The 25,616-nt window shown below is 58.5% G+C and carries 22 protein-coding genes and 1 pseudogene; 8 read left to right on the top strand and 15 right to left on the bottom strand.

What is annotated here, in order from left to right:
• Positions 1 to 6: 6 nt before the first annotated feature.
• The 3 genes from folM to PSPTO_RS06265 form a co-directional block, all read right to left on the bottom strand.
• Positions 7 to 717 (bottom strand): dihydromonapterin reductase, encoded by a 711-nt coding sequence (gene folM, locus PSPTO_RS06255; RefSeq protein ID WP_005768743.1) that lies wholly within the window; start codon positions 715 to 717, stop codon positions 7 to 9.
• Between the two features lie 234 nt (positions 718 to 951).
• Complete coding sequence (locus tag PSPTO_RS06260; protein ID WP_005768741.1) at positions 952 to 1,524, bottom strand: antibiotic biosynthesis monooxygenase; 573 nt, start codon at positions 1,522 to 1,524, stop codon at positions 952 to 954.
• A 151-nt stretch (positions 1,525 to 1,675) separates the two neighbouring features.
• A complete protein-coding gene (locus tag PSPTO_RS06265; protein ID WP_011103458.1) occupies positions 1,676 to 2,281 on the bottom strand; it encodes a hypothetical protein in 606 nt (201 codons plus the stop codon).
• Positions 2,282 to 2,468: 187 nt separating this feature from the next.
• Between PSPTO_RS06265 and PSPTO_RS06270 the strand changes: the two genes are divergently transcribed.
• The 4 genes and pseudogenes from PSPTO_RS06270 to PSPTO_RS06285 form a co-directional block, all read left to right on the top strand.
• Positions 2,469 to 2,921: a flavodoxin gene (locus tag PSPTO_RS06270; RefSeq protein WP_005768738.1), complete on the top strand. Its 453-nt coding sequence runs from the start codon at positions 2,469 to 2,471 to the stop codon at positions 2,919 to 2,921.
• Positions 2,922 to 3,033: 112 nt separating this feature from the next.
• Positions 3,034 to 3,954, top strand: a complete 921-nt coding sequence (locus PSPTO_RS06275) for an SDR family oxidoreductase (RefSeq protein ID WP_011103459.1) — start codon at positions 3,034 to 3,036, stop codon at positions 3,952 to 3,954.
• Positions 3,955 to 4,108: 154 nt separating this feature from the next.
• Positions 4,109 to 5,086, top strand: a complete 978-nt coding sequence (locus tag PSPTO_RS06280; RefSeq protein ID WP_007247571.1) for an IS5-like element ISPssy family transposase — start codon at positions 4,109 to 4,111, stop codon at positions 5,084 to 5,086.
• Between the two features lie 257 nt (positions 5,087 to 5,343).
• Positions 5,344 to 5,793 (top strand): annotated as a pseudogene (locus tag PSPTO_RS06285) (hypothetical protein); the annotation flags it as partial.
• 43 nt (positions 5,794 to 5,836) lie between these two features.
• On the opposite strand, the gene PSPTO_RS06290 reads toward PSPTO_RS06285, so the two are convergent.
• From PSPTO_RS06290 to PSPTO_RS06330, 9 genes are all read right to left on the bottom strand, one after another.
• Complete coding sequence (locus PSPTO_RS06290; RefSeq protein WP_003409202.1) at positions 5,837 to 7,390, bottom strand: IS66-like element ISPsy5 family transposase; 1,554 nt, start codon at positions 7,388 to 7,390, stop codon at positions 5,837 to 5,839.
• Between the two features lie 17 nt (positions 7,391 to 7,407).
• A complete protein-coding gene (tnpB, locus tag PSPTO_RS06295) occupies positions 7,408 to 7,767 on the bottom strand; it encodes an IS66 family insertion sequence element accessory protein TnpB (RefSeq protein ID WP_003409203.1) in 360 nt (119 codons plus the stop codon).
• Between the two features lie 400 nt (positions 7,768 to 8,167).
• Complete coding sequence (locus PSPTO_RS06300) at positions 8,168 to 8,971, bottom strand: SirB1 family protein (RefSeq protein WP_005768735.1); 804 nt, start codon at positions 8,969 to 8,971, stop codon at positions 8,168 to 8,170.
• A gap of 82 nt (positions 8,972 to 9,053) precedes the next feature.
• On the bottom strand, positions 9,054 to 9,926 hold the full coding sequence (locus PSPTO_RS06305) for a hypothetical protein (RefSeq protein WP_005764231.1): 873 nt from the start codon (positions 9,924 to 9,926) through the stop codon (positions 9,054 to 9,056).
• A 31-nt stretch (positions 9,927 to 9,957) separates the two neighbouring features.
• A complete protein-coding gene (locus tag PSPTO_RS06310) occupies positions 9,958 to 11,922 on the bottom strand; it encodes a bacteriophage N4 adsorption protein A (protein WP_005764229.1) in 1,965 nt (654 codons plus the stop codon).
• The gene (locus tag PSPTO_RS06315; protein WP_005764227.1) at positions 11,919 to 14,039 is read right to left on the bottom strand and encodes a glycosyl transferase family protein; all 2,121 of its coding nucleotides are present in this window, start codon (positions 14,037 to 14,039) and stop codon (positions 11,919 to 11,921) included. The genes PSPTO_RS06310 and PSPTO_RS06315 overlap by 4 nt, the downstream gene beginning before the upstream one ends.
• Positions 14,040 to 14,051: 12 nt before the next feature.
• Entirely contained in the window at positions 14,052 to 16,265 is a 2,214-nt protein-coding gene (locus tag PSPTO_RS06320; protein ID WP_046463403.1) for a cellulose biosynthesis cyclic di-GMP-binding regulatory protein BcsB, read from the bottom strand.
• Between the two features lie 167 nt (positions 16,266 to 16,432).
• Positions 16,433 to 17,683, bottom strand: coding sequence for a non-hydrolyzing UDP-N-acetylglucosamine 2-epimerase (gene wecB / locus PSPTO_RS06325; protein WP_007244073.1), 1,251 nt, complete (start codon positions 17,681 to 17,683; stop codon positions 16,433 to 16,435).
• A 703-nt stretch (positions 17,684 to 18,386) separates the two neighbouring features.
• Positions 18,387 to 18,653, bottom strand: coding sequence for a YebG family protein (locus tag PSPTO_RS06330; RefSeq protein ID WP_005764221.1), 267 nt, complete (start codon positions 18,651 to 18,653; stop codon positions 18,387 to 18,389).
• Positions 18,654 to 19,080: 427 nt separating this feature from the next.
• Between PSPTO_RS06330 and PSPTO_RS06335 the strand changes: the two genes are divergently transcribed.
• Entirely contained in the window at positions 19,081 to 19,569 is a 489-nt protein-coding gene (locus PSPTO_RS06335) for a phosphate-starvation-inducible protein PsiE (RefSeq protein ID WP_011103464.1), read from the top strand.
• 68 nt (positions 19,570 to 19,637) lie between these two features.
• Here the strand turns inward: PSPTO_RS06335 and PSPTO_RS06340 are convergent, their stop codons facing one another.
• Positions 19,638 to 19,970, bottom strand: coding sequence for a YXWGXW repeat-containing protein (locus PSPTO_RS06340; RefSeq protein ID WP_007244070.1), 333 nt, complete (start codon positions 19,968 to 19,970; stop codon positions 19,638 to 19,640).
• A gap of 244 nt (positions 19,971 to 20,214) precedes the next feature.
• Positions 20,215 to 20,547 carry a DUF3509 domain-containing protein gene (locus tag PSPTO_RS06345; RefSeq protein ID WP_005764206.1) on the bottom strand — a complete coding sequence of 111 codons (333 nt, stop codon included), beginning with the start codon at positions 20,545 to 20,547 and terminating at the stop codon, positions 20,215 to 20,217.
• A gap of 164 nt (positions 20,548 to 20,711) precedes the next feature.
• Between PSPTO_RS06345 and PSPTO_RS06350 the strand changes: the two genes are divergently transcribed.
• Both PSPTO_RS06350 and PSPTO_RS06355 read left to right on the top strand, forming a co-directional pair.
• Positions 20,712 to 21,254: a sigma-70 family RNA polymerase sigma factor gene (locus PSPTO_RS06350; RefSeq protein ID WP_011103465.1), complete on the top strand. Its 543-nt coding sequence runs from the start codon at positions 20,712 to 20,714 to the stop codon at positions 21,252 to 21,254.
• Positions 21,251 to 22,213: a FecR family protein gene (locus tag PSPTO_RS06355; protein ID WP_011103466.1), complete on the top strand. Its 963-nt coding sequence runs from the start codon at positions 21,251 to 21,253 to the stop codon at positions 22,211 to 22,213. Before PSPTO_RS06350 ends, PSPTO_RS06355 begins: the two co-directional genes overlap by 4 nt.
• A gap of 91 nt (positions 22,214 to 22,304) precedes the next feature.
• Here the strand turns inward: PSPTO_RS06355 and PSPTO_RS06360 are convergent, their stop codons facing one another.
• On the bottom strand, positions 22,305 to 22,733 hold the full coding sequence (locus tag PSPTO_RS06360) for an HPF/RaiA family ribosome-associated protein (protein ID WP_005764200.1): 429 nt from the start codon (positions 22,731 to 22,733) through the stop codon (positions 22,305 to 22,307).
• 248 nt (positions 22,734 to 22,981) lie between these two features.
• On the opposite strand from PSPTO_RS06360, the gene PSPTO_RS06365 reads away from it, so the two are divergent.
• Positions 22,982 to 25,483, top strand: a complete 2,502-nt coding sequence (locus PSPTO_RS06365; RefSeq protein ID WP_011103467.1) for a TonB-dependent siderophore receptor — start codon at positions 22,982 to 22,984, stop codon at positions 25,481 to 25,483.
• Positions 25,484 to 25,616: the final 133 nt, after the last annotated feature.

Below are 25,616 nucleotides of genomic sequence, written 5' to 3' on the forward strand. Positions count from 1 at the left end.
GGCGGCTTACTTGACGTGCCGTCCGCCGTTTACGGTCAGTGTTGTGCCGGTGACATAGGTGCTGTCCAGAAGGTAGCGCAGGCTCTGGTAGATCACTTCTGCACCAGGCTCTATGCCCATAGCCGACTTGGCCAGGGCGTTGGCGCGGTAGGCCGCATCGTCCTTGGGTTGAAACATCAACAGCGCCGGTGCTATGCCGTTGACTTTGACAAGCGGGGCGAACCTTGCGGCGAACGACAGGGTGAGGCTTTCCAGCCCGGCCTTGGTTGCGCAATAGGCAATGTGCTTGCTGCTGCCCTTGCGGGTCACGTCATCGCTGATGTGCACGATGTCGGCGACGTCGCTGGCGTGTAACAGTGCCTCGCAATGCAGGTTGATGAGGTACGGGGCGAGCATGTGCACGCTGAACATGCGCGTGAAGTTTTCGGCTTCGTCGCCTGGCGTTTCAGCCAGCCACTCGGACGCGTTGTGCACAATGGCACGCAGGCTTGAGGTGTGGGATTTCAACTGCTCGATGAACGCCATGATCGAGGCTTCGCTCGAAAAATCGCCGTGCAGGGTATGCGCACCGGCCTGGCGCAGTTGGGCCACACTGGCGTGTTCGGTTCGGTAACTGATGATGACCTGATGCCCGTGTTCAAGCAGGCGCAGCGCGCAATGCAGGCCCACGCGCTGGCTGGCGCCGGTAATCAGGATCGGTGCAGAAGATAATGCCATCGACAGCTCACGTATCAGGTGTCCGTAATGGACGAGGATTCTACGGTCGATTGTTTCTTCCGGTTTACGTGCAAAGTTATACCAGAGAATTTTTTTGTACAACCCTGGGCCACATGAAAATCGCGCCATGCCGCGTGAGCTGGCGCTTAGGGCCGATACGTTAAAGAGGTGAGCGGGTCTCAACGGGACGAAGACCTGTACCGAGTCGTCAGGGGTGTACAGGTCTTGCTGAAACTATCGCGGGGATGTCGACTGTGTCGGTCGTGCAGGAGGCGTTGCAGGCGTGCTCTGCAGCCAGGTGGCCAGCAGGCGCGTGGACAGCGGAATGAACAGGTAGACCATCAACGGGGTCAGCACCGCTGTGCTGATCATGATCCGCGGCAGCAGATCCAGAGGGTTGAGCAGCGGGCCGAGCAGAAAGTTGAAAATCAGTGACACCGGAAAGAACGCCAGCCAGATGGCCACAGCCTGCTTCCAGCGCGGCGGGCGCTGATCGATTGCGCCGAACCAGCCGTCTATGCCACTGACACGATGCTCGGAGGGTTGCGCGAATAGACCGCTGCCGCGCACCAGCCAGGAGCGTCGGGAGGCAGAATGCTCCCAGGCGTGCATGGTGTACTCGTCGGCAAAGCGGAAAATAATCTGGAATTCATCGTCCCCGGGTGGGGGAGCCAGCACGCCTGAGCCCAGATAACCCGTAAAGTCCGTGGCCAACAGTTCGCCTTCGTGCAGCCAGGCCATCATTTCATGGTAGCGACCCTGCGCCACGCGGCGGGCAACCATCAGGGTGACGGGTGAGGTAGACATTGTGTATCTCCGGTAGAGGCGTGAGATTCCCGGGTAGGGAGGTCACATGCCGCGATCCGGGGTGATGGGTCGCGACAGCTTCACTGAGAAGCAAGCAAGGATTATTCCTGAAACAGTGCCAGACCGGTAGAAATTTGCAGCCGTTGAAGCATTACTTGTGCAGAGCAGGATGCTTGCGCCGATGCTCTTGCAGGATGTATTGCCGCAGGCGCTCGGCATCGTCCTTGCCGTGTTTGCTGAAATGATAAGCGCCAAAATTGTGCTCGGTCATTCGTTCCAGCTTGCCGCGCATCGGAATCGGGGCCTGGCCTGCAGGATTGAACCAGGCTGAAAAGTTTCTCGGCAGCTTGCCTTCCTTGCGGTACTCAAGCAGCACGCCTTTGAACGACAGCTCGTGAACCCAAAGCGCAGTCAGTGCGCCTTTCTCGGTTTCGAGCGGGATCGGGTCTTCAAGCACCAATCGCCATGGACGGATGCGCGGGCCTTCTTCAAAGATGCTCGGCGCGCCCAATTCCAGATGCAGGGCATGGAATTCGTCCTCGACCAGGTGCAGCGGGAAATTCATCTGCTGATTTTCAAACTGGGCATGAATCGTGACCTGCTCATGCGCAGCCAGACGCGTCAGCAAATCCTGGATCTGAATGCCGCCATTGACCAGCAAGCTACGCGTGCTGTCGCGCACATTCAGCTTGGGATTACGCTGCATGCCCTGGATAAAATCCAGCTCTGCCTGTGTGAGGAGTGAATCAGGTTGCATGACGGGACTCGGGCTAACCGGTTATTGAGAACAAAGACCATTAATTCTACGGACTGTTCTGACCATTCATCATATTTTTGCATTTCAGTGTTTCAACTTTCCTGCGCGTCACTCAAAGGCAGGGGAAAAATCAGACGCTGTTTTGGGGCATAATGTTTCACTTTTTCAGGCTGCCACAGGAATAACCATGAAAGTCGCCATCGTGTGTGGATCGGTCTACGGATCGGCCGAAGAAGTTGCCAGACACGCAGCCACGCTGTTGCAAGCTTCAGGCCACGACACCCTCGTCAACCCCAGGCTTGCGCTGCCAGACCTGTTGGCGTTCGAGCCACAGGCACTGCTGGCGGTCACGTCGACCACCGGCATGGGCGAGCTGCCCGATAACCTCATGCCACTCTACTCACAATTGCGTGACCTGCTGCCCGCAGCCCTGCGCGGTTTGCCGGGGGGCGTAATCGCGCTGGGTGATGCCAGCTACGGCGACACCTTTTGTGCAGGTGGCGAGCAGATGCGCGAGCTGTTTGCCGAACTGGGGATTGTCGAAGTGCAGGACATGCTGCGTCTGGACGGCAGTGAAAGCGTCACCCCTGAAACCGATGCCGAGCCTTGGCTGGCGACATTCATGATCCGACTGGGCTGAAATCATCCTGCACTTTTATCGGACATGATTCAGCACAGCGCGTGTTGATTGTGACGGACGAGGGCATGGACGACACTTATCGCAACGTTTCCCTGTATTCACGGAGCCTGCGATGAACGAGTCAGTACGTTTTGAAGATAAAGTCGTGATTGTGACGGGCGCAGGCGGCGGGCTTGGACGAGCCCACGCGCTGCTCTTCGCGAAACATGGCGCGCGGGTGGTGGTTAACGATCTGGGTGGTTCGGCGCAGGGCGAAGGGGCCAGTGCCTCTGCTGCCGATCAGGTTGTCGCCGAGATTCGCGAGGCGGGCGGCACCGCTGTGGCCAACCATGACTCGGTGACCGATGGCGGGCGAATCGTGCAACACGCGCTTGACGCCTTCGGTCGCATCGATGTGGTGGTCAACAACGCTGGCATCCTGCGCGACAAGACCTTCGCCAAAATGCAGGATGCCGACTGGGACCTCGTCTATCGCGTTCATATAGAGGGCGCCTACAAGGTGACCCATGCCGCCTGGCCGCACCTGCGTGAGCAGAATTACGGACGGGTGATCTTCACCTCATCGACCTCCGCCATCTATGGCAACTTCGGCCAGTCCAATTACGCAGCGGCCAAGCTCGGGCTTTACGGACTGACTCGCACCCTTGCACTGGAAGGCCGCAAGAACGGAATTTTGGTCAACGCCATCGCGCCCACCGGCGGCACACGAATGACCGAGGGCCTGATCCCTGCCAGCGTGTTCGAGCTGCTCAAACCTGAACTGGTCAGCCCGCTGGTGGTGTACCTGGGCAGTGAACAGTGCCAGGACAGCGGTGCGCTGTTTGAAGTAGGCGGCGGATGGATCGGCAAAGTCCGCTGGGAGCGCAGCCTGGGTGCGTGCTTCGATCCACAGGCGGGCTTCAGCCCGGAAGACGTCGCTGCGCAGTGGCAGACGATTGGTGATTTCGACGGCGCGGCGCACCCTGCTGACAGTACCGAGGCGCTGAAGGAAATGATGGCCAATCTGCAGGGGTATCTCAGAGAAGTACATTAACAATCTGTGTACGTGTATTTAAAGCGGATTAGGTCAAATAAAAAAGCATTTATAAGAGACTTTACCAATCGATGTAAGATCGGTCCTAGGGAAACTCTGAAAAAGGTTTCCTGATTTGGCAAAATACCCCAACACCTTTCACCGAGCTTCCCTGATGAAACAGATGACCTTCGCCGATGCCGAGTACGCGGGTAAACGTAAGCATACCCGCCGCGAGCGCTTTCTCATCGAGATGGATCAGGTTGTGCCCTGGAAAGGCTTGATTGCCCTTATCGAACCACATTATCCAAAGGGCGAAGGTGGCCGTCCGGCTTATCCGCTGATGGCGATGCTGCGTATTCACCTGATGCAGAACTGGTTTGGTTACAGCGATCCGGCGATGGAGGAAGCACTTTACGAGACAACGATCCTGCGCCAGTTCGCAGGGTTGAGTCTGGATCGAATCGCCGATGAAACCACGATTCTCAACTTCCGGCGTCTGTTGGAAAAGCATGAGTTGGCAGGCGGGATTTTGCAGGTCATCAATGGCTATCTGGGTGATCGAGGTTTGATGCTGCGCCAAGGTACGGTGGTCGATGCGACGATCATTCATGCGCCGAGCTCGACCAAGAACAAGGACGGCAAACGCGATCCCGAAATGCATCAGACGAAGAAAGGAAACCAGTATTTCTTCGGCATGAAAGCGCATATCGGCGTCGATGCCGAGTCGGGTTTAGTCCATAGCCTGGTGGGTACTGCGGCGAATGTGGCGGACGTGACTCAGGTTGATCAATTGCTACATGGTGAGGAAACCTATGTCAGCGGTGATGCGGGCTACACCGGCGTGGACAAGCGTGCGGAGCATCAGGATCGTCAGATGATCTGGTCAATTGCGGCCCGCCCAAGCCGTTATAAAAAGCATGGCGAGAAAAGTTTGATCGCACGGGTCTATCGCAAAATCGAGTTCACGAAAGCCCAGTTACGGGCGAAGGTTGAACATCCGTTTCGCGTGATCAAGCGCCAGTTTGGTTATACGAAAGTCCGGTTTCGCGGGCTGGCTAAAAACACCGCGCAACAGGCTACTCTGTTTGCCTTGTCGAACCTTTGGATGGTGCGAAAACGGCTGCTGGCGATGGGAGAGGTGCGCCTGTAATGCGGAAAAACGCCTTGGAAAGGTGCTGTTTGAAGGAAAATCGATGAGTTAAGAGCGGAAAACGTCTAATTATCTGATCGGGCGAGCTTTTTTTGAACCTCAGGCCATGAGAGCGTCAAAAATCGATGCCTACTTCAGACCTTCCCTAGGGCTATGTAGTCCAAGTACGGATTTTCCCCCAGCCATCAACTCAGCTCTTCCGGCTCCGATATGAAGTTTGAACACATTCATATAAGGAGTATCACGTGGGAAGAACAATGTGGGGTGACCTGCCACCGGTAACCATCGCTGCACCGCCTGAAAGGCTCAAGTTCAAGAAGGCTGCAGAGCAGGTGGGTCAGGTGTTGCAGGAGGTCGGTGAGAATGCGGTTGCGCTCAATTCGCTGGCGATGGAGAAGCGCAGGATGAAGCCGCTGTTCAAGGGGTTCAACCCCGAACAGATTACTCCCAAGGACCTCAATAGAGCCGGAATGATCCTGTTCAAGTTTGGCATGATCGACAATCTTACTGCCGAGCTCATGAGCCGAGCGGGTGATGAGTTCGACAAGAAAGGCAAACTTGTCGATCCGAGCAAGGAAATCAATGCACTGGAGTTCTTTGCCAACCGGATCATTGAAATGAAGGAAAAGGCCATGAGCGGAGACCCTTACGCCAAAGTGTTGTTGCCTGATTACATCAGAACGATCCATATCATGCAGAATCTTCGTAAGCGATCCACCAACCACACCTACCATCAGATGCGGCTTCCGTTTATCTTGGCATTTCCGGTGAGCAGTTCCACGGCAGCAACGCCTCATAGTCGGCCACCGACTGCGCAAGTGGCAACCTCTCCAGTACGTGGCGCAGCCACGTATAGGGCTCCTGGCCGTTGACCTTGGCGGTCTCGACCAAGCTATAGATCTGTGCACTGGCGGTGGCGCCTTTAGGCGTGTCGCTGAACAGCCAGGCTTTGCGCCCAATAACAAACGGCTTTATTGCGCGCTCTGCCGGGTTGTTGTCGATCGGTAAAAAGCCGGCTTCCACGTAACGCTTCAGCCGACTCCAGTTATTCGCCAGATAACCAACTGCCTTGCCCAGCACGCTTTGCGGCGTCACGTGGGACTGAGTTTTATCCAGCCAGCTTTTCAACTGAGCCAAGATTGGCAGGCTTTTCTCCTGCCGACCGGTAAAGCGCTGTTCGTCGCTGCCGTCTTTCAATTCGCGCTCGATACCGTACAGCTTATTGATCATCGTCAGCGCGATATCGGCACGCCCGGTCTTGCCCTTAGGTTGCACTTTTTGTGCTTCGACAAATTTGCGCCGCGCATGGGCCATACACGCCAAGCGCTCCACGCCCGGTTGTAACGCCAGCGCGTTATAGCCCGCGTAATCATCAGTCATCACATAGCCGCGATAACTTTCCAGCAGCCGTAACGGTACGTCCTGCGCGCGGCTGGAAGTGTAGTCGAACAATACGACTTTATGATCTGGAGGCCCGCTGGCCTGTACCCACATCCAGGATTGGCTGGTCGGGTCTCGATCTGGTTCTTTCAGTACCTGAACGCGGGTTTCGTCACAGTGGATGACCGGGCTTTCCAGCAATCGATCACGCATCAGATTTAACAGCGGCTGCAAATGTTCGCCGCACTGGATAATCCAGCGGGCCAACGTTTGACGCGGGATTTCTATGCCATGTCGGCTTAGCACCGTTTCAAAACGATGCAGCGGCAAGCCGTCGACATACTTGGTGGTCAGCAGCATGGCCAACACGCTGGGGCTGGCCATGCTCTTTTCAATCAACTGCGCAGGCTTGCCGGCTGTGACCGGTGCCGACTCACAGCCACGACAGCCGTAGACTTTGCGGATGTGTTTGATCACCCGAATCTGCATCGGCACGATATCCAGTTGCTCGCTGGTTTCCTCGCTGACGACATGCTTGCGGCAACCGCAGGCACAGGTCAGTTCGTGTTCGGGCAGCTCGTGGATGACTTCAATGCGCGGCAGATCAGCCGACAGTGGCTTGCGCTTGCCACGGCGTGGCGCAGGAGCAACTACTTCCTCATCAGCATCGCCGACCGGGAGCATAGGCTCGCTTTCAGGTTCATTGAACAAGGCAAGTTGAGGGGTATTAGGCTCGACGGTTTGTTCGGACTTTCGACCAAAAATACGGTCACGCAGCAGCTTGATCTGCTCTTTGAGATCAACGATGTGAGTGGCGTAGGCGTCTTTAACTTCCTGTTCGCGCGAGCGTGCTTCGTAGCTCTCAAGCAGCATCTGTTTGAGCAATACGGGATCGTCAGGAAGGTTGTCGGGCAATGGTCGCATGCCCTGGATTATACCCGTCAGGCAACAAACCTTGGAGTCAAAATCTTATGAGGACGGTTGCGCCACAGATCAAATCCATCCAGCAGCCAATTCAATTCCTGAACCGTCAGCACAATGGCTTCGTCGACATCATCTGGCGAGATTTTGAAACGCTCGGACTCGAGACGCTTGAGCCAAAGGCAGAAGCCGTTACGCTCCCAATACAAAATCTTCACTCGATTCCGGGATTTGTTGAGAAAGACAAAGAGCACCGGATCAAAGACCGCCACTTTAATATCCAACTCGACCAAAGCAGCTAAGCCATCGATGGATTTTCTGAAATCCACGGGTTTGGGATAGAGGTAGACTTTCTCGACTTTGGCGTCGGGTCGCATCATGGTGCTGGCTCCTGAAAGAAAACGGGAGCACAGCATCAGGCGTCAGCCAGTGGCTTGAAATGTGGGGTTCGTGGATCGGATACGAATCTTCAGACATTTGCCGAGTCGGGCGACAGTTACGATATGCGCAAGATCAAGGATATGGAAAACAAGGGGCTGATCAAACGAACGCCTAATGCCAAGGCGTGAGAGTGCTCAGGGGATAAAAAAGGCCGCTGTGTTCATACACACGCAGCGGCCAAACAAAACGCAGGATCAAGGGAGCTTGCAAATCCACGTCGATTCAACGCGCGCAGGTTACCTGTCGTCACGACCCTGAAACATCCCTGTGCGGGATATGCAGCATTACCCTGCAGGTAACAATGCCAAGCAACAATGAACCGAAAAAATGGCCACGCCGTCAGTGGACGCTGCGGTTCGATGGCATTTGACTCAGGCGCTCGGTGAGCCTGATGCGCTGAATCGGGTCTTCGCTGAGCAGCAACGCGTGCTCCAGGTCGAAACGTTCGGCCTGCGGGCATTCCAGGAATTGATACAGGCTGGCGCGGGCCAGGTGATCGCTGCTGGTCGCCTGGCCCAGCTCGATGATTCGATTGGCGTCTTTGAGCGCAGCAATGTAGTCATCGTTGAGCTGATGCAGGTGGCGCAGATTGCGCGACAAGCGCTGCAGCATATGGGTCGGTGTGGCGCGCTTCATGTGTTCGACGTGCAGTTGCAGGGTCGGGCCGAACTGGCGGATCAGCAGCTCGCGGCAGTCTTTGGGGTACAGCCTGCGCCCGCCGCAAGGGTCGAGCACATGGTCGGCACCCGGCACGCGGAGCAGAAAGTGGCCGGGAAAGTTGACGCCCTCCAGTGCGATGTCCAGCCGTCGTGCGATCTCCATTGCAATCAATGCCAGGCCCAATGGCTGCCCGCGTCGTTGCTGCACGATTTTGTGCAGCAGTGCGGAGTCAGGTTTCGGAGGGTTCCAGTCATCCTGTTGAAAGCCCAGGGCGCTGAGTTGTCGCAACAGCGGTTGTGCGAGTTCGGCAGCGGGCAGGACCGGCAGGGCTGCGCCGACCTGACGCTGCAACTGGTCCATCTCGCTCATCACCTCATGGCGCGCAAAGTGCGCGTCGTGTTCTGCCGATACCCACAAGGCCGCTTCAAACACCGAGGGCGGCGTCTGTTGCAGGCAGGTCAGGCAATGCTGACGTGGAGTCATTGGCCACCCCGTGCGGCTCAGGCATTCAGTACGAAGACTCTTTGTAGCCCCGCCCGGGAGTTTCGTCCAGCCCCGCTTGTTTCTACTTGTTTAACGCCTCTATCAGTTCGGGCGTCACGTAGTGCGGACCGTCGAACAGGTACAGCGGATACCCGTCAAAAGCAGCAATCTGCGGTTTCAATTCGGCAGCGGTTGCCGAGCGGAAGCCACCACCGAACTGCGGGCGAAACGCTTCGACGATGATCCTTACGCGGTCTTTGCCCAGCCGTTTGCGCAAGGCATCGGCGTAGGTTCGGGCCACTGGCGCGGTGCGTGCGTAAACGCCGACACCGTCCTGAAAGAACACGCCGATGTCGTCCGGCAGCCAGGTTTTCAGCCAGTCGGCGGTGGCGGCGGGGCCGATGTTGGCGCCGTCGTAGACGCTTATCCACAAGGGTCTTGGCAGGTTTGCCAGCAGTGCGGGCAACTCCTTGGCACGGCTCCAGCTGGGATCGACCTCGGCCGGGAAATACCAGCCGGTGACATTGAGCGGGGTTTTGACCTTGGCCATCTGCGCCGAGAGCACCGCCAATTGTTCGATGTTGTCCCGTGAGCGATTCTCGCTGAAGTAGCCGGCCAGCCCGAGGATCACCTCTTGCGCCCAGGGCTGCTGGCCGATACGCGACCAGTCGGGCAGCACCGGCACATTCGGCAGGTCGGTGCCGGGTATGAACGACTGGTCATCGACAGCCGTCCACTGCACGAGCAATTGCCGCGCGCCGAGCTTGTCCCAGTCACCGCTGATACCGACCGTGGCGTTATCGGGCTGCCAGACAATGCCGACCACTCCCGGCCCCTTGGGCTGTATCAATTGATACAGCTCGCTGGAGGCGAAGGTCAGCGCAGCCACCAGCATGGCTGCCAGCGAAGTCTTGACCAGTGTTGTCTGGCGTAGCAGTGCGGCCAAAGCCTTCAAACATTACTCCCTGGTAGATGACTCGCGGTGATCACCACGAGAATGTCATGCGTGCGAATACGCCTTCTGCGCGGTCATCGCCAAAGACTTTCTCGCGGTATTGCAGCGAGAAGTCGACATACGACTGAGGCGCCTTGTACGTGTCCTCGCGGAACCAGTAGCGCACACCCGTACCCACGCCGATGCCGCCAGCGTTGCCGGACGATGTGCTGCTGCGGCCGAGGCTATCGACCTCGCTGCGCATCTTCGAATCGTAGTCCACTGCGGCGACCACGTGAGGGAATACCACCAATCGCGGGCTGATGCTGTCTAGGCGAAAGCTGCGCCCGACCTGCCATTCAGTGTTGAAGTAGTTGCGCTTGTCCTGCAGATAACGCCCGCCTTCAGCGTACAGCTGCGAGGTCCACCAGCTGGGCACATCGACCCGCAGATCAGTGCCGATGCTTGAGCCGTAGCCCAGACGCACCAGCCAGTCGCCGTCGGCGTTGGAGTTGCCCAAGGGAAAGGTGCGCTCAAACGCACCGATGACGTTGACCGCGCTGAACGGTTTGACGCGGATACCCAGCGCGCCCTGAAGTGCGTCCGCGCCGGTGTCGGAGTCGCCATCCTTGCTCCACAGCGTGTCGGTCACCCGGCCATAAAGCTCGACGAAACGCGCATTGCGGTAGCCTAATGGCCGCCAGAACACTTCGGTGCTGTTCTGTACGCTGTCGGTCGTGCTGCTCGGCGCGCCGTTAAGACCACTGCTGGTGCTGGCGCCGCGATAGGTCGTGGTGTTGGTCAGGCCCCATTCGCGAGACAGGTCGGAGACGGCGCGCCGGGTATCGAACACCTGTTGATCGGGCATCTGCAAATCGCCGGCCTGCTGGTATTCGAGCACGCGCTTGAAGTAGGTGATGGCCTGCGCGTCGTCCGATGAGCGCATGGCGCTGTAAGCCGCATCCTGAACTTCACGGGGTTTGAGCCCGCTGCTGCGGTCAACCCGTTTGAATTCGGCAAGTGCTCCGCGATCATCGCCCGCCTGGCTGAGGAAGTAGGCAATCTGCACTTCATCGCCCGGCTGCAGTTGACCGGCATCGCGGGCCTTTTGCAGACGTTGCAACGCCTCTTTCGGCTGGCCCATCGCGGCGTACAGCGAAGCCTGCTCGCGCAGCGGCAGATTACCCACAGCGAGTGCCTGAGCGAAGTCCTGACGCGCGCCGTCCTGATCGCCGAGGCGTTGGCGCAGTTGCCCGCGCTGTGCGAGCAGGGTGGCATCGTTGCCGTTGAGCGCCAGCGCCTCGGTGGCGGCAGAGCGCGCTTCGGCATATTGCCCTTGGGCGATCAAAGCGCTGACCAGCAGTTTCCGATACGCCATTTGTTTCGGGAAGCTACGCACTGCGTCACGCGCTTCGCTGACCGCGGTTTCATTGTCACCGCGCGCCAGTGCCTTGTAGCCAGCGGCAGCCTTGTTGACCGCCACCTGCTCCTGAATCGCTTGCCGACGACGAGTCAGCACTGGCTGTGGACCGACTGCCTGCTCGGCATCGTTGATCGCTACCTGCGCTTGGTCCAGACGCTGCTGACGCTGCAGCGCCTCAATCAGCATCATGCGGTAATCGAGATTTTTTGGCGCCTGTGCAATGGCTTTGCGCGCATGGTTTGCCGAGCCATCGTAATCACGCCTGGCATAAGCGCGCAGCGCCTGATTGCCTTCCACATAGCCCGGCTTTACGCGGGCCTTGGGGAACCGCTGGGGGTGGTCGCGACGGTATTTGTCGCGCTCGGCTAGGGCAATCAGATCGTGCAACTGCTCGGCATCGCCCCGCTGGCGCAACGCTTCGCGCGCCTTGGCGATGGCGAGGTCGTAGTCCTTGCGGTTGTAGGCCATGTAGGCCTCGTTGGCGATGGCATACGCAGGACCGGTCAACGGCAACGGCAGTGTTTCTGCCTGACTGAGCGGCGCAACAAGGCTCAGGCCGCTCACCAGCAGCGACAGGATGAAGGGGCGCTTCATAGTGGCTGCTCCGTTTGATCGTCAGCGTGGTAGTGGTTGTGCTGACGTGCCACAGCCTGTTCGATGGTTTCTCTGGGCAGCACGCCGATGTCGACCAGGTAGTCGCCGATCCGGCCGTGCACATGCGGGCGATAACCAAGCATGGCTTTACGGAACACTTCGCGGTCCAGCAGCCCTTGCTCGATCAGCAGGTCGCCCAACAGCGGCGTAGCGGACGGCAACGGCTGACCTTCGACCACCTGAAGCTGGCGCAACTGCGTGACGATGTCGCTTTCACGCGCAATCAGCTGCACCGGCTCGGCGCCCAACTGTTCGGTAATCTGTTGCAGGCCTTCTTCCGGGAGCGGGCTGGCGACCGCTATTTCCTGGCGACCCATTGCATTCATTTGCAGCGGCACGACACGCCAGCGCAGGCAGAACTCATCCGCCAGCGGATTGCTCGTGCTACGTTTGCCAGCAATGTCGAACACCCGTGGCAGATCGTTCTGGAACGCAATGGCCTCCGCCAGGGTTTCATCGTCGAGCCAGCCGTGGCTGAGTAGAATCCGGCCCAGCGGCACTTGGCGAGTCTGTTGCTCGGCCAGTGCGGTCTGAAGTTTCTCGTCGTTGATGGCCTGCCACGAGATCAGCACGCTGCCCAGACGTCGCGGCGCGGCGGCAACCAGGTCGGTGGACGGGAAGTCGTGCATGGTCTTGTCCCAGACCAGTTTGCGATTGAGCACCTTGCCGACCAGAAACATCCGCCAGGCGCGCGCCGCAGCCATGAAGTTGACGAAGTTGCCGACCACCATGCGCGGTATGGACAGCAAGCCATGCTGCCAGCCATACAGAACCGTAGTGAAGTAGCAGCGGTGCAAAATCCGCCACAGCAATGCGACGCCGTTGGCCACCAGCAGGTACTGAATGAGGCCGTTGGTTTCAAACGGTGTCGGGAAGCTGGTGTTCCACAGCCCGCTGGAACGCAGGACGATCAACGCCAGCAACTGCACGAGAATCAGGTAAGCAATGATGCTGACAAACGAGGTCACCACGCCTTTACGGTCGCGAAACAGCAGGTAACGGTTCGCCAGCGAACCGGTCCAGCCCATTTGCTCCCAGCCTTGCAGGCCGATGCCCAGTGTCCAGCGGGCCTTCTGGCGAAAAGCGGTGCGGAAGGTGTCCGGGAAAAATTCCCGGACACACAGTGGCATCTCCAGCGTCGACTCGTATGGCTTGCGGAACCACGATTTGCGCAGCACCCGGAACTGCACCGGAAAACGCACAAAGATCGCCTGCATGCCGTACTTCGCCAACCGCGCACCCACATCATAGTCTTCGGTCAGGCTTTCGGTGTTGAACGGCTGGTTCTGGTTTTCATCGGCCAGCACCATCAAGGCACGCCGCGAGAAACACGTGCCGACGCCGGCCGAGGGCACGGTGTCGGTCATGCTTTCGCGAACCACCAGGTCCTTGCCATGCCATTCGGCGAACTCATCCATGTAGGTCCCGGCCACCCATTCGTACCAGTTGCGCTCCAGCGACACGACTGGCAACTGGATCATGTCCTTGCGCGGCAACAGGTAGTTGAACAGACGCAGCTCAAGCGGGTGCAGCACGTCTTCGCTGTCGTGCAGGATGGTTCCGGCGAACTGCACGGCATGGGTCTGCTCGTACAGGAAAATCGCCTGGATCACCCAGTTCAGACAGTCGGCCTTGCAGGTCGGGCCATTGTGCGGCACCTCCACGCGGTGCAACTGCTTGTAGCGGCGGCGCATGCGCTCCACTTCATCGATGGTGCGCTGGTCGTTGATGTAAGTGCCGACAAAAACCACGTAGTTCTGGTAGTCGAGCGTTGACACCATGTTTTCGATCATCGGCGCGATGACGTCGTATTCCAGCCACGCCGGAACCATGATCGCCAGCGGCTGCTCGTCGCGGGCAATCAACTGCTCGGCGGTAAGCGGCCGGTAGCGGCGCTCGGCGGTGAACTTGCGGTACAGCCGTCTGGCCCAGTACCAGAGGTCGATGAACAGGTCATCGATGCTCGATACCAGAATGATCAGCCCGACAATGATCGTCGCGACTTCCAGCATGCTATAGTAATGGGCCAGCCAGTAAGGCCAATAGAGCGACGTCATTGCGGCGTCCTGTTACGAGCGATTGCGACGGGCGTTACGGCCAGCCAGCAACAGGATGAGAAACAGTACGATGCCGGCCGGAATCAGCCACAGCAGCGAAGGTTTGCGCCAGGCGTCGATGCCGGTGCTTTCCTCGTCCTCAATCATATGGCTGCCGGTCGGATCCTTGGCGTCAAAGGTGGTGAGTGAGCCGCTGTCGGCCAATACCGTGGCATTGCCGCGCTCCAGCAGCACTGGACGCTCGAACACCGGGGCCTGACCGCCGAGGGTGCGATAGACCATGCCGTGCTGACCGCCCGCTTCGATCACTTGCAGCGAAGCCAGGTGGTTGAGAGACTTGAGGTCGAGCAGCGTCTGTTTTTTATGGTTGATCAGCAGATGGCCGTCGTTGCTGACCCTGACCGACTCGGCAGCGTCCTTGACGGGCAGCTCGAAGGCCAGAAACGCCTTGGCCGGGGTCACGGCAACGCTGGCGTCATCGCTGACGCTCAGTTGGGCGCGCAACGGCGAGACGCCGGAGGCGCTGGCGATGCGGATGACCTGCGGCAGGCTACTGGCCGGGCGCTCAAGGTAGCCTTTAGGCACCATCACCTGAGTGTCGGTGGCGAATCGCGCCGCCATGCCCGAGAAATTCTCGTCCGGGGTCACCTTGTCCAGCACCACGTGACTGGTTGGCAGTACCGAGATCGGGAAAGCCTGCGGCGTTTCAAGGCACTGGTTGCTCACCGGCTGACGCTGGAAAGACACACGCAGGACGTTCTGCGCTGCCAGTGCGTATTGTGGGATCCGTGCTTCGATGCGCTCTTTCTTGCCATCGGCGGTCAGTTGCATCGCACCGATCAGGTAATCGTTGAGGAACAGCGTTGCCACCGGCGGCGTTCCCGACGCGCCCGGTGCAGCGGCCACGTCGATCATCGCGGTCACCGGCACACGACCGTCATAGGCCACGCTGCCCAGCGGGAACGAAGCGCTCCAGTCGGTTTTCGCCAGCACATCCACGGTGCCAGGCTTGCCGCCCAGACGCGTCAGCGCTACACGGCCGTCTTCACTGAGCGGCATGGCGGTCTCTTCGCCAATGGTCAACTGGCGATTGCGCGCCAGTGTGTTCCACGCCGAACTGAACAGGCCGATGGCTTTGCTGGCCGACTCTGGCTTGATCATCAACAGCGCGCGATTGCCCAGCAGGGCCAGGCTCACGTCTTCGGTGCTGTTGGCGAGCGGTTGCTTGATATGCCGTGCACGCCACTGGGTCAGCGCAGCGCCGGCCGAGGCATCAAGGCCTTGTACCTGCGCCTGAAGAGCGTTCAGGGAATCATCGATGGCCTTGAGCAATGGCGCGTCGCTGAGCGCAAGGTCTGCCTGCAACGCAGGTGTCTGGCCGAGCATCAGCAATGCGCCGATCTCTGCCGGGTCGCGCAGGGTGTACTGCCCCTTGCCGTCGAGGCTGGCGAACGCCGGGATCTGCTTGAGCTCTGCCGGAATGTTCAGGTTGCTCAGGTCCACGCTGTCCTGCACGGCTGGAAACGGCAGAATGCGTGCCTGTTTACCGATCCGCTCCAGCGCCACGCCCATACGCCAGGCCGCATCGTAGCTGGCGCTGGACAAGGTGCCCGGCGCAACCAGTAAGCCAGGTTTGCCGGGCAGCGCATTCCATGCCGCACCGACATCCTGCAACTGGCTGGCGTCATAGCTGTACGTCAGGCGCGTGTGCGGGTCGATGCGCAATACATTGCCGATGGCGCGCTGGTCTTCGCAGAGCACCTTGGAGATCACCGAGGACCAGGCGATCCCCAGACGCACCGAGCCGCTTTCGCGCGCGGCCTTGTCGACGCCCAGGGTCGCGCTGGCGTTGCCCTGTTCTTCGTTGAGGCCCAGTGCACGCACCGGATAACCGTCCAGCGACAGCAGCAGCGTATTGCGGCCGGCTTCGCCATTCAGATAGCTGGCGTCAAAGTTCAGCGTCGCATCAGTCAGCGGCACATTGGCCGGCACCGGCAGGTAGAGCTCGCGGCGCGCATCTGTAGCATTGAGGATGATCGGGCGATCAATGCCCAGCTCCCTCAACTCGATCACGCGTTCCTGACGGCTGTCAGCCGTGATCCGGTTGATCGCCTGGGTCAACGGGCTCTCGGCAGCGAGGGCAAAGGCAGGCATCAGAGCCAACAGGCTCATCCCGCAGGCAAGGACATTCAACGCGCCCATGTTTACGGCAACGGAAGATTTCATCAGGCAGATCTCGGTGAGGGCTCAAGGCCATTGGGTCTTGATGCAGAGTGCCGGTGCGTTACAACGTTTTACGGGCACTCGGTTGGAACCGAGTGCCCTTGTCGCTTGCGGACTGCATCCTGCGGAATTGTTCAGGTGTTGGTGTGCGCTACCTGCGCGTTTTTTCGTTAACCGGCCATCGAGCGCATCCGGGAATGGTGCGGCTGAGGCTTGATTCGGGTGTCGCGTTGCGCGTCCATCGAATCAGGTCGGTGGCGCGGCAGTTCGGCGACAAACTCATCCACCGGGCGGCCCATCAGTGCATCGACAATGCGTGCACTGGCTTTGCCGTCGCCATAAGGGTTGGCCGAACGGGAGGCGTTCTGCCAGAGAATTTCGTCATCAAACAGAGCGTTCACGCCGTTGATGATTGCGTCCGTCTCAGTGCCCACCAGGCGTACGGTGCCCGCTGCGACGGCTTCCGGACGCTCGGTAACGTCACGCATGACCAGCACCGGCTTGCCCAGCGATGGCGCTTCTTCCTGCACGCCCCCGGAGTCGGTGAGGATGACGTGGGCACGTTGCATCAGGCGCACGAACGACAGGTAGTCCAGCGGCTTGATCAGGTGCACGTTGGGCAATTCGCCCAGGTGCTCGGTCACCGGCCCCAGCACATTGGGGTTCAGGTGTACCGGATAGACAATTTGCATATCGTCGCGTTTGGCCAGCTCGGCCAGCGCCTTGCAGATATTCAGGAAGCCATCGCCGAAATTCTCGCGACGATGCCCTGTGACCACCAGAACCTTGCGCTCAGGCACCAGAAACGAGAACTGGCGATCAAGTGCGTGGCGCAACTGGCGGTTGCTGTCGATTCGCTGAGCGGTCAGTTGCAGCGCGTCGATCACGGTGTTGCCGGTCACAAACGACACACCTTGCAGGCGTTCGCCCAGCACGTTGCGGCGGGACTCGGCAGTGGGTGCAAACAGGTGATCGGAGATCAGGTCGATGCAACGACGGTTCATCTCTTCAGGCCAGGGCTGACGGATGTCGCCAGTACGCAGGCCCGCTTCGACGTGGCCGATGGGTATGCGCCTGTGAAACGCCGACATGGCCGCAACCATCGCCGACGTGGTGTCACCGTGAACCAGAACCTTGTCCGGCTTCATGTCATCCAGAATCGGGTCGATGGCGGCGTAAAGCGCTGCCGTCAGGGAGTTCAGGGTCTGCTCGGGGCGCATCACGTCGAGGCTGTAATCAGCCTTGAGCTCGAACATGTCCAGCACCTGTTGCAGCATGCTCTGGTGTTGCCCGGTGATGCAGATTCTCGAATCGATACCCGGCTCTGCGGCCAGTGCTCTGACCAGAGGTGCCATCTTGATGGCTTCTGGACGAGTGCCGAAAATTGAAAGGACCTTCATTCTGGGGTGTTGACCAGCCATTTATTTCCTCCCGCGCTTTGAGCGCGCCGCACAGCAGCAAAACCAGGCTGCAACCAGCTTGGTTAGCTTGTGAGTTGATGAGTTTCTCGGGCGGGAATAATCGGAGTGGATGACTCGATGTTCACTTCAATGTGATGTAGCGAGGTGCCTTGTTACCCGGAATTGTCAGGATTATTAGCAGAAGAACTTAATAAAGCCAAATTTTTTATTAACTATTTTTCAAAGTAACAGCTTGTCGGAACTTTCATTTTTTAACACGGTCTGTAAATGGTTAAAACTTTTGAAAGTCAGGTTTTGGCCAATGAATACGGGGTGTTGAGGCCCTGATAGTAGCGCGGTTGCGACAGTTTTCATAGGCTGTACATGTGCTGTAACTGGGCGTGATGGCAAAAAGTTCCAACAAAAAAACAGCGGCCTAGGTCCGGGTCACTACAGCAGATTCCTGACGCCTGTTAAATGACAATAATAGAGAAGGGGTTCACAAAACTGGCGCTGAGATTATGACGGTGTGGAACTTTAATTATGCAGTGAGTTTGCAGGAAGGGCGAGCAGGGGGTTGTTGTGAGCCGGGTTACATATGATCAAGTTGTCAGGCGCAGGCACTATCAAATCAAAGGCAATCAGGTCAAACGCAGTTGCTTGAATCAACAGATGAGCAATCAGCGACCTCCTCGGGTGAGGAGGATCGCAGGGCAGGCCGCAATCAGCCTTCAGACTCGGCAGGCTCCGAGAGCTCGCTCAACGCTGTTGCGTTGTTTTTGAACGCCGCTGCAAACACGGCCCGATTCTTCGCCATATAGATGCTCGCATCCTCAGCATGCTTCTCCGAGAGCCCCGGTACGTTCTTGATCAGGACGTCGGTGAGAAGCTCGGCCAGCTCGAGCATTTGGTCGTGCGCATCGGCGAGTTTACGGTCCACGAAAGTAGTCTCCAGATCGCGGGTACTGCGGTAAAGGGTTTCAACAGCCATGTTGGCCTCGTCGTCTTATCCAGTGTTTAAGGGGCTAGACCCGGACGCTCAGTGCTTCACGCTCTGACCAGCGGGTTGATGCAAAAGCTGTGATCGTGCATGACCAGCATGCCGGTCAGGTATCGCGAGCGGTGCACCGCATCGGGTGCGCAACATTGAAGGCCAATTAACTCATGCACGCATCTGCGTTGCGGTGATTCTCGATTACTGTGTTTTTATACAGTAAAAGCCATGTGCCAATCAACCCCTGCCTGACTGATGGCGTTTGAGCATCTTTTTGCCCGATAAATGTGCCTTGCGACAACCCGTCGCGCTCTCAACCATAGCCTATGGCCCTGTTCCTGCTTTAAAAAGCAGGCCACAACGAGCGTCACGAGTACCCGGCATCATCCGGTTGGCATAAACCAAGGTTCAGAGGTAAAGCGTCATGGGAAACAAATGGGCAGTAAAGATAAGGCATCGCGTGCATGCGCAGGCCGAATCACTGGGCAACCTCTGCGTCGAGAGCTTCCACTTTCTTGCGCTGTTCGCCATCGGCGCAATCACCGCCTGGGCGTCAGTGGTCGCATTCATGGGCATGGTCGAGAAGGGCAACGTAACCGTCGATGACATTCTGTTGCTGTTTATTTACCTGGAACTGGGGGCGATGACGGGGATTTATTTCAAGACCAACCACATGCCCGTGCGCTTTTTGATCTACGTCGCGATCACGGCCCTGACTCGCCTGCTGATTTCCGACGTGTCCCACCACAACCCGCCGGACATCGGCATTGTCTACCTGTGTGGCGGCATTCTGTTGCTGGCGTTCGCGATTCTGGTGGTGCGCTACGCGTCGTACAAATACCCGTCGGCGAAGATTCCCGATTCATCCAGCGCGGTCAAAGGCGCGGTGACCGAGGAGAAAGGCGAGGTCTGATGCGGCAATGGCGGCATCCGGGAGGGATGCCGCCATGAAGTTGCTAGACAGGCATTGCTATAAAGGCATCAGTTGGCCCAGACCCCGGCGTGCCAGTGCCAGCCATCCCCCGCGCTTTCCCAGTGCGGATGCACATAGCGATAGCCAGGCCGTTCCGCCTCCCAGTGGCCGTGAACCGGCACGTAGCGCTCACCATTCCAGTGCCAGTAACCACGCGCCCACACATAGCCGGGACGCGCAGCCGGTTCGACTTCGATCACCCGCTCGGGCGGCGCTTGCGGCGCGATGACTTCTTCGACGTATTCATGATGTGCGTGCGATCGCTCATGCACGACTCGCTCCTCGACACAACCTGACGCTATCGCAAGTGATGCGATCAATACCCCGTAACGTAAGAACATGTTGCCTCCTCGGAATTATCCGGCGGTGCAGTGGCGCTGAACGCAATGCCCAGTCGCTCGAATGTTTCTGCGCAAGGAATGTTGTAGCAGGTTGTATCTGTACTTTTGCTGAACCTGGGGGAGGGGCTGAAGCGTTCAAAATCCTGACTTCATCAACGACGCCAGGGCTTTGTGGATGGGCAGGATTGAAAATTGACAGGCTATGAAGCGGGGAGTGGCGGATCCACCCCCGAAATAAATGTCGTCAGATGGCGGCGGTTGTATTCGTCTGGCCTGAGGCCCAAGGACCATTCGCAGGCCTCGGCGCTTTCTGCAGCGTGATGCCGTCGGTCATCGCCGCGAGAATCTTGATGGCGCTCTCGCCACGCTCGATGGCGATACCGAATTGCACGCTTTCGATGAGCTTGCGCAGGCGTAGCGGATCGTTACGTTGCGCGGCGCTGATCAGGCGTTTGGCAACGACCCCGCGTTCGTTGGACAAGGTCAGCATGATGCTGCCTTCCAGCCCCTGAATGCTCAGATTCACCCGATAGTCGGGGTGAAATGTGTCCGTGATCATCTGAAAAGGATTGTCCATATCATTCACCTGCTCAATGGTTCTGCATAAGTTGACCGGGTATTTGTCCTTTTGGTTCTCGATGACTGATCAGCGGTTGCTTTACTCCTGTGCTTGCTGCTGACAGATTTTGATGTCATCTTTCGCGTTAATGATAATTTTTCGTGTTTGAGAAGCTTTGACGTATGCGCGACTTTTCCGCCGTTGATGATGACGCCAGTCGTCGCCAACAAATGACCGAGCTCTACGTCGACCACCACTCGTGGTTGCAGAACTGGCTGCGGAAAAAACTGGGCTGCTCGCAGCGTGCAGCCGATCTTGCTCATGATGCTTTCGTTCGAATTCTTACCCTGACCGAGCCGCTCAACCTCAAGGAACCGCGCGCTTTTCTGTCGACCACGGCCACCCGTCTGCTGATTGACGGTGCCCGCCGCCGCAAGGTCGAACGCGCTTATCTGGATGCGTTGGCGCTGCATGCCGACGAGGCGAGCATTCCCAGCCCTGAAGCCATTCACGCCGCGCTGCAGATACTCGAGCGAATCGCCCGGTTGCTTGAAGGTCTGCCCGAAAAACCGCGGCAGGCCTTCTTGCTCCACCGTCTCGATGGTCTGACGTACAGCGAAATCGCCACTCATTTGGGGGTGTCCTCCAGCATGGTCAAACAGTACATGGCCAGCGTCATGGTGCATTGCTACAAGGCACTGCATGGTTCGGGCCATTTTGCATGAGCGACCAGCGTGAACCCTCCGAACGAATGATCACCGAGGCCGCTTCCTGGCTGGCCTTGCTTCAGGATGAGCCGGTCAGCGCGGCCGACAGACATGCATTCGAACGCTGGCGAAAGGCTGATCCGGGGCATCAGCTTGCGCTGTCGCGGATGCAGTCTCTGTGGGGCAGTTTTGACGAATTGTCCGACACTCCGGCGCGCATCGCCCTTCGTCAGACGTTCGCACCTGCGGGGTCGAAACCGACCTCGCGTACTGTTCAGGCGCTGGCCTTGGTGGGGGTGCTGGTGTGCGGCTGGATGAGTGTCGAGCGCCTGCCGGTGTGGATGGCAGACCGGCACACCGACGTGGGCGAGCGAAGCGAATTTTCCCTTGCCGATGGCAGCCAGGTGCAGCTCAACAGTGGCTCTGCGCTGGATGTTAAATTCGATGGACGGCAACGCGTGATCGAATTGTTACAAGGCGAATTGTGGGTCGAGGTGGCCAAAGATGTGCAGCGACCATTTGTGGTGCGCACAGACCAGGGCACCATCACCGCGCTGGGCACACGTTTTGTGGTTCGTCGCGGCGAGGAGGGCACCACGGTCAGCGTGCTGGAATCGGCCATTGCCGCCCAGGCCAACACGGCAGATGTGATAAATGTGGCTACCGGTCAGCAGGCGCTGCTCAAGGATGGACGCGTGCAGACGCCGCACGCATTGGGCAGTGATGACCCGGCAGACTGGACGCGCGGCGTGCTCAAGGTCGATGACCAGCCGTTGAGTGAAGTGCTGCAAACCCTGGCGACCTATCGCCACGGCCTGTTGCGCTACGATACGCAAGCGCTTGCAGGCCTGCGCGTGTCGGGCGTGTTCCGGCTGGATGACACCGATGCGGCATTGGCCACACTGGCTGACAACCTGCCGATCAAGGTCGAGCGGTTTACCGACCTGCTGGTCATCGTCAAGCCTGACGCTCGATGACACAGCGCTGATAAAAGATAAAAAGGGCGAACCGTTGCCGGTTCGCCCTTTGTTTGCAAAACGTGTCTGTTTTGCGAGATGTGTCAGATTATCAGCCCAAACGAGCGGCCTCTTTCTCCTGCTCTTTTTCCAGAAATTCTTCTTCGAGCAGCGCATCCGGGCTGATCGGGTCGTCGTCCTGCTCGGCAATAACCGGCGCAGCACTGCGTTTGCCACGCAGTTTGCCAAACAGATGCTCCAGAGCGTGATCAAGCTTCACGGCTGCGCCGTCCACCGCCTGATCGACCGTATCGGCCTTGTGGGAAACAGAAATGGGTTGGTGTCCTTTTGGCCGGGCTTCCATCTGGCATTTGATGTCATGCGGGCCGGGCTTGTCGCCGTTTTCATCGCGGATATGGACTTCCACGCGAGTCAGGTCTTCATCGTAGTGTTCGAGCGTGCTTTCAACGGTGGTACGAACCCACTCCTCCAGTCGGATACTGCTTTCGATGTGATTATCGCTATTGACCTGGATTTGCATAGTTAATCCTTATTAGGGCTTGCTCGTGCGAGGCTGGACTGCGTGATTCCTTGCGGAATCGATTTCGTTTGCGCTCATTCACAGTGTTGGCGGCAATGGCCCAACAATTCAACCCCAATATGGAAGAAATATTTCGCAGTAAAAAAATTATTCGTGATTTATTGAATGAAAATCCATCTCATTCGCTGTCTGTTTTGCGATCGTGTGCGTCATGGCTAAGGAACCCCAATCTATACCAAGGATCTGTCATGCCCCGTCCCGCCCGTTCGCTGCACCCCTTGGCACTTGCCGTACTGATGGCCTGTGCAGCGATGCCGTCGCACGCCGCCCAGCCTTCGTCGCCGAATGCAGACGTCAGTACGGTGCGCAGTTTCTCGATACCGGCCGGGGATTTGAGCCAGGTGCTCAATACGTTTTCGGAGCAGGCGGGCCTTGCGCTGGCGTTCGACCCGGCGCTTACCCGGGGTAAACGCAGCCCCGGTTTGCAGGGGCAGTACGGCACCGACGAGGCGATTGCCCGCTTGCTGAGCGGCAGCGGTTTGCGCGCCACGGCATTGTCGGCCAACCGCTATCGCATCGAGACCGCGCCCGAGGCGGTGGAGGGGTCGCTGGAATTGCAGGCGACCACCATCAGCGGCGCGTCCCGGCTGGAGACCGCTACGGGGCCTGTAACCGGTTATGTGGCGACGCGTGGCCTCTCGGCGACCAAGACCGACACTGCGCTGATCGAAACCCCGCAGTCGATCTCGGTGGTGACCAAAGACCAGATGAAAGCTCAGGGCGCGGAGAACCTCAGCCAGATGTTGCGCTATAGCGCCGCCGTGGTGCCCGAGACACGTGGCTCGACGGCTTCGCGTCTGGACATGCTGAGCATCCGCGGTTTTTCGCCTGCGCTGTATCTGGACGGGCTGCGCATGCCGGACAACCGTGATGCCGCGCCACAGAAAGACGTGTTCGATCTGGAGCGTGTGGAAGTGCTGCGTGGTCCTGCGTCGGTGCTGTACGGTCAGGCCAGCCCCAGTGGTGTGGTGAACATGGTCAGCAAATTGCCCACCGAGACGCCGTTCCATGAGATCGGTCTGACGTATGGCACCTTCAACAAGAAGCGCACCACGTTCGATTTTGGCGGGCCGATTGATGATCAGGGTGTTTATTCCTATCGCCTGTCCGGGCTATACGACGATGCCGATGGCCAGATCGAACACACCGAAACCCGTCGCCAGTCACTGGCCTCGGCGTTCACCTGGCGGCCCGACGAGGACACTTCGCTGACCCTGCTGGCCAATCTGCAGAGCGATCCCAAGGGGGCTTCCTACGGATCGATGCCGGCCTATGGTTCGGTGGTAAAAAGCCCGACCGGGCGGCACATCGATTTCGATTTCTATGATGGCGAGAAGAATTTCGAGAAGAGCGACCGTGAATATCACGCCGTCGGTTATCTGTTCGAGCACCATCTGAACGACGTCTGGACCTTGCGCCAGAACGCCCGCTATCTGCGCAGCGAAGGGGTTTACCGAAGCATCTACAACGGCTGGGGCACGTTGCAGCCTGACTATCGCACCTCCGAACGCGCCACCATCGCCACCGATGTGAATCTGGATTCCTACACCATCGATAACCAGATGCAGGCCAATTTCGACACCGGCCCGTTGCAGCACACGCTATTGCTGGGTGCGGATTATCAGAACACCAGCACTGATACCAAAGCGGGTTACGGCATAGGGCCAACGCTGGACATTTTCGACCCGGTCTATGGCTCGCCTGTCGAGGTTCCAGCCTTTACCGAGTCGAGCACACAGCGTGATCAGCAGAAGGGCCTGTACCTGCAAGAGCAGTTGAAGTGGGACAAGTGGGTGCTGTTGATGGGCGGCCGTTACGACTGGGCCGAGAGCAGCAACAGTTCTACCAACCTGACTTCAAGCACCAAGACCCGGTCTTCGGCCGACAGCGAAGCGTTCACCGGGCGTCTGGGATTGGTTTACCTGTTTGATAACGGCCTGGCGCCTTACATCAGTTATTCGGAATCCTTCGAGCCACAAAGCGGTACGGGGCTGGGCGGTGCGCTGTTCGATCCGACCGAGGGCACGCAATACGAGCTGGGTATCAAGTACCAGCCGCCCGGCAGCAACAGCTTTATCACGGCGGCGATTTTCGACCTGCGTCGTTCCAATGTGCTGAGCCAGGACCCCAATGGCAACCTGTGCAACGGCGCGGTCTGTCAGGTGCAGACCGGTGAAGTGCAATCGCGTGGTTTCGAGCTGGAAGGCAAGGCCAGTTTGAACGACAACCTGGACATCACTGCGGCGTACGCCTATCTCGACAACCGGGTGACCAAGTCCAGCAACGTGGTCAATGTCACGTCCGGCATCATCGGCGATGCGCCAGGTCCTGATCTGACCACCAAAGGCACCACGGCACCGGCCATTCCACGCCACACCGCCTCGGCGTGGGTGGATTACACGGTTCATGACGGGCAGTTGAAAGGTGCTGGTGTGGGTGGCGGCGCACGTTATGTGGGCGCGAGTTGGGGGGATGAAGCCAACACCCTGAAGGTGCCGGGTTACACGCTGTTCGATGCCGCCGTGCATTACGACATTCCGAACATCAGCAACGCGATGGACAACCTGCGCCTGGCGCTGAATGTCACCAATCTCGCCAACAAGGAGTACGTTGCGTCGTGCTACACCTACTCATGGTGCTGGTACGGCTCGCAACGCACTGTGCAGGCGAGTGCTACGTATCGGTGGTGAGACAGGCTGAAAAGCGTGAATCGGTTGTGCCTGACGTAGCGCACGGCCATAGATCGGTGGCGCAGAGCGTCACGAACTGCATGCCGACGTAGAGTGTCGACACGATAAGCGGGTCTGCGGACACCTCTCGTTC

The sequence above is a fragment of the Pseudomonas syringae pv. tomato str. DC3000 genome (assembly GCF_000007805.1).
GTDB classification, from domain to species: Bacteria; Pseudomonadota; Gammaproteobacteria; order Pseudomonadales; family Pseudomonadaceae; genus Aquipseudomonas; species Aquipseudomonas avellanae.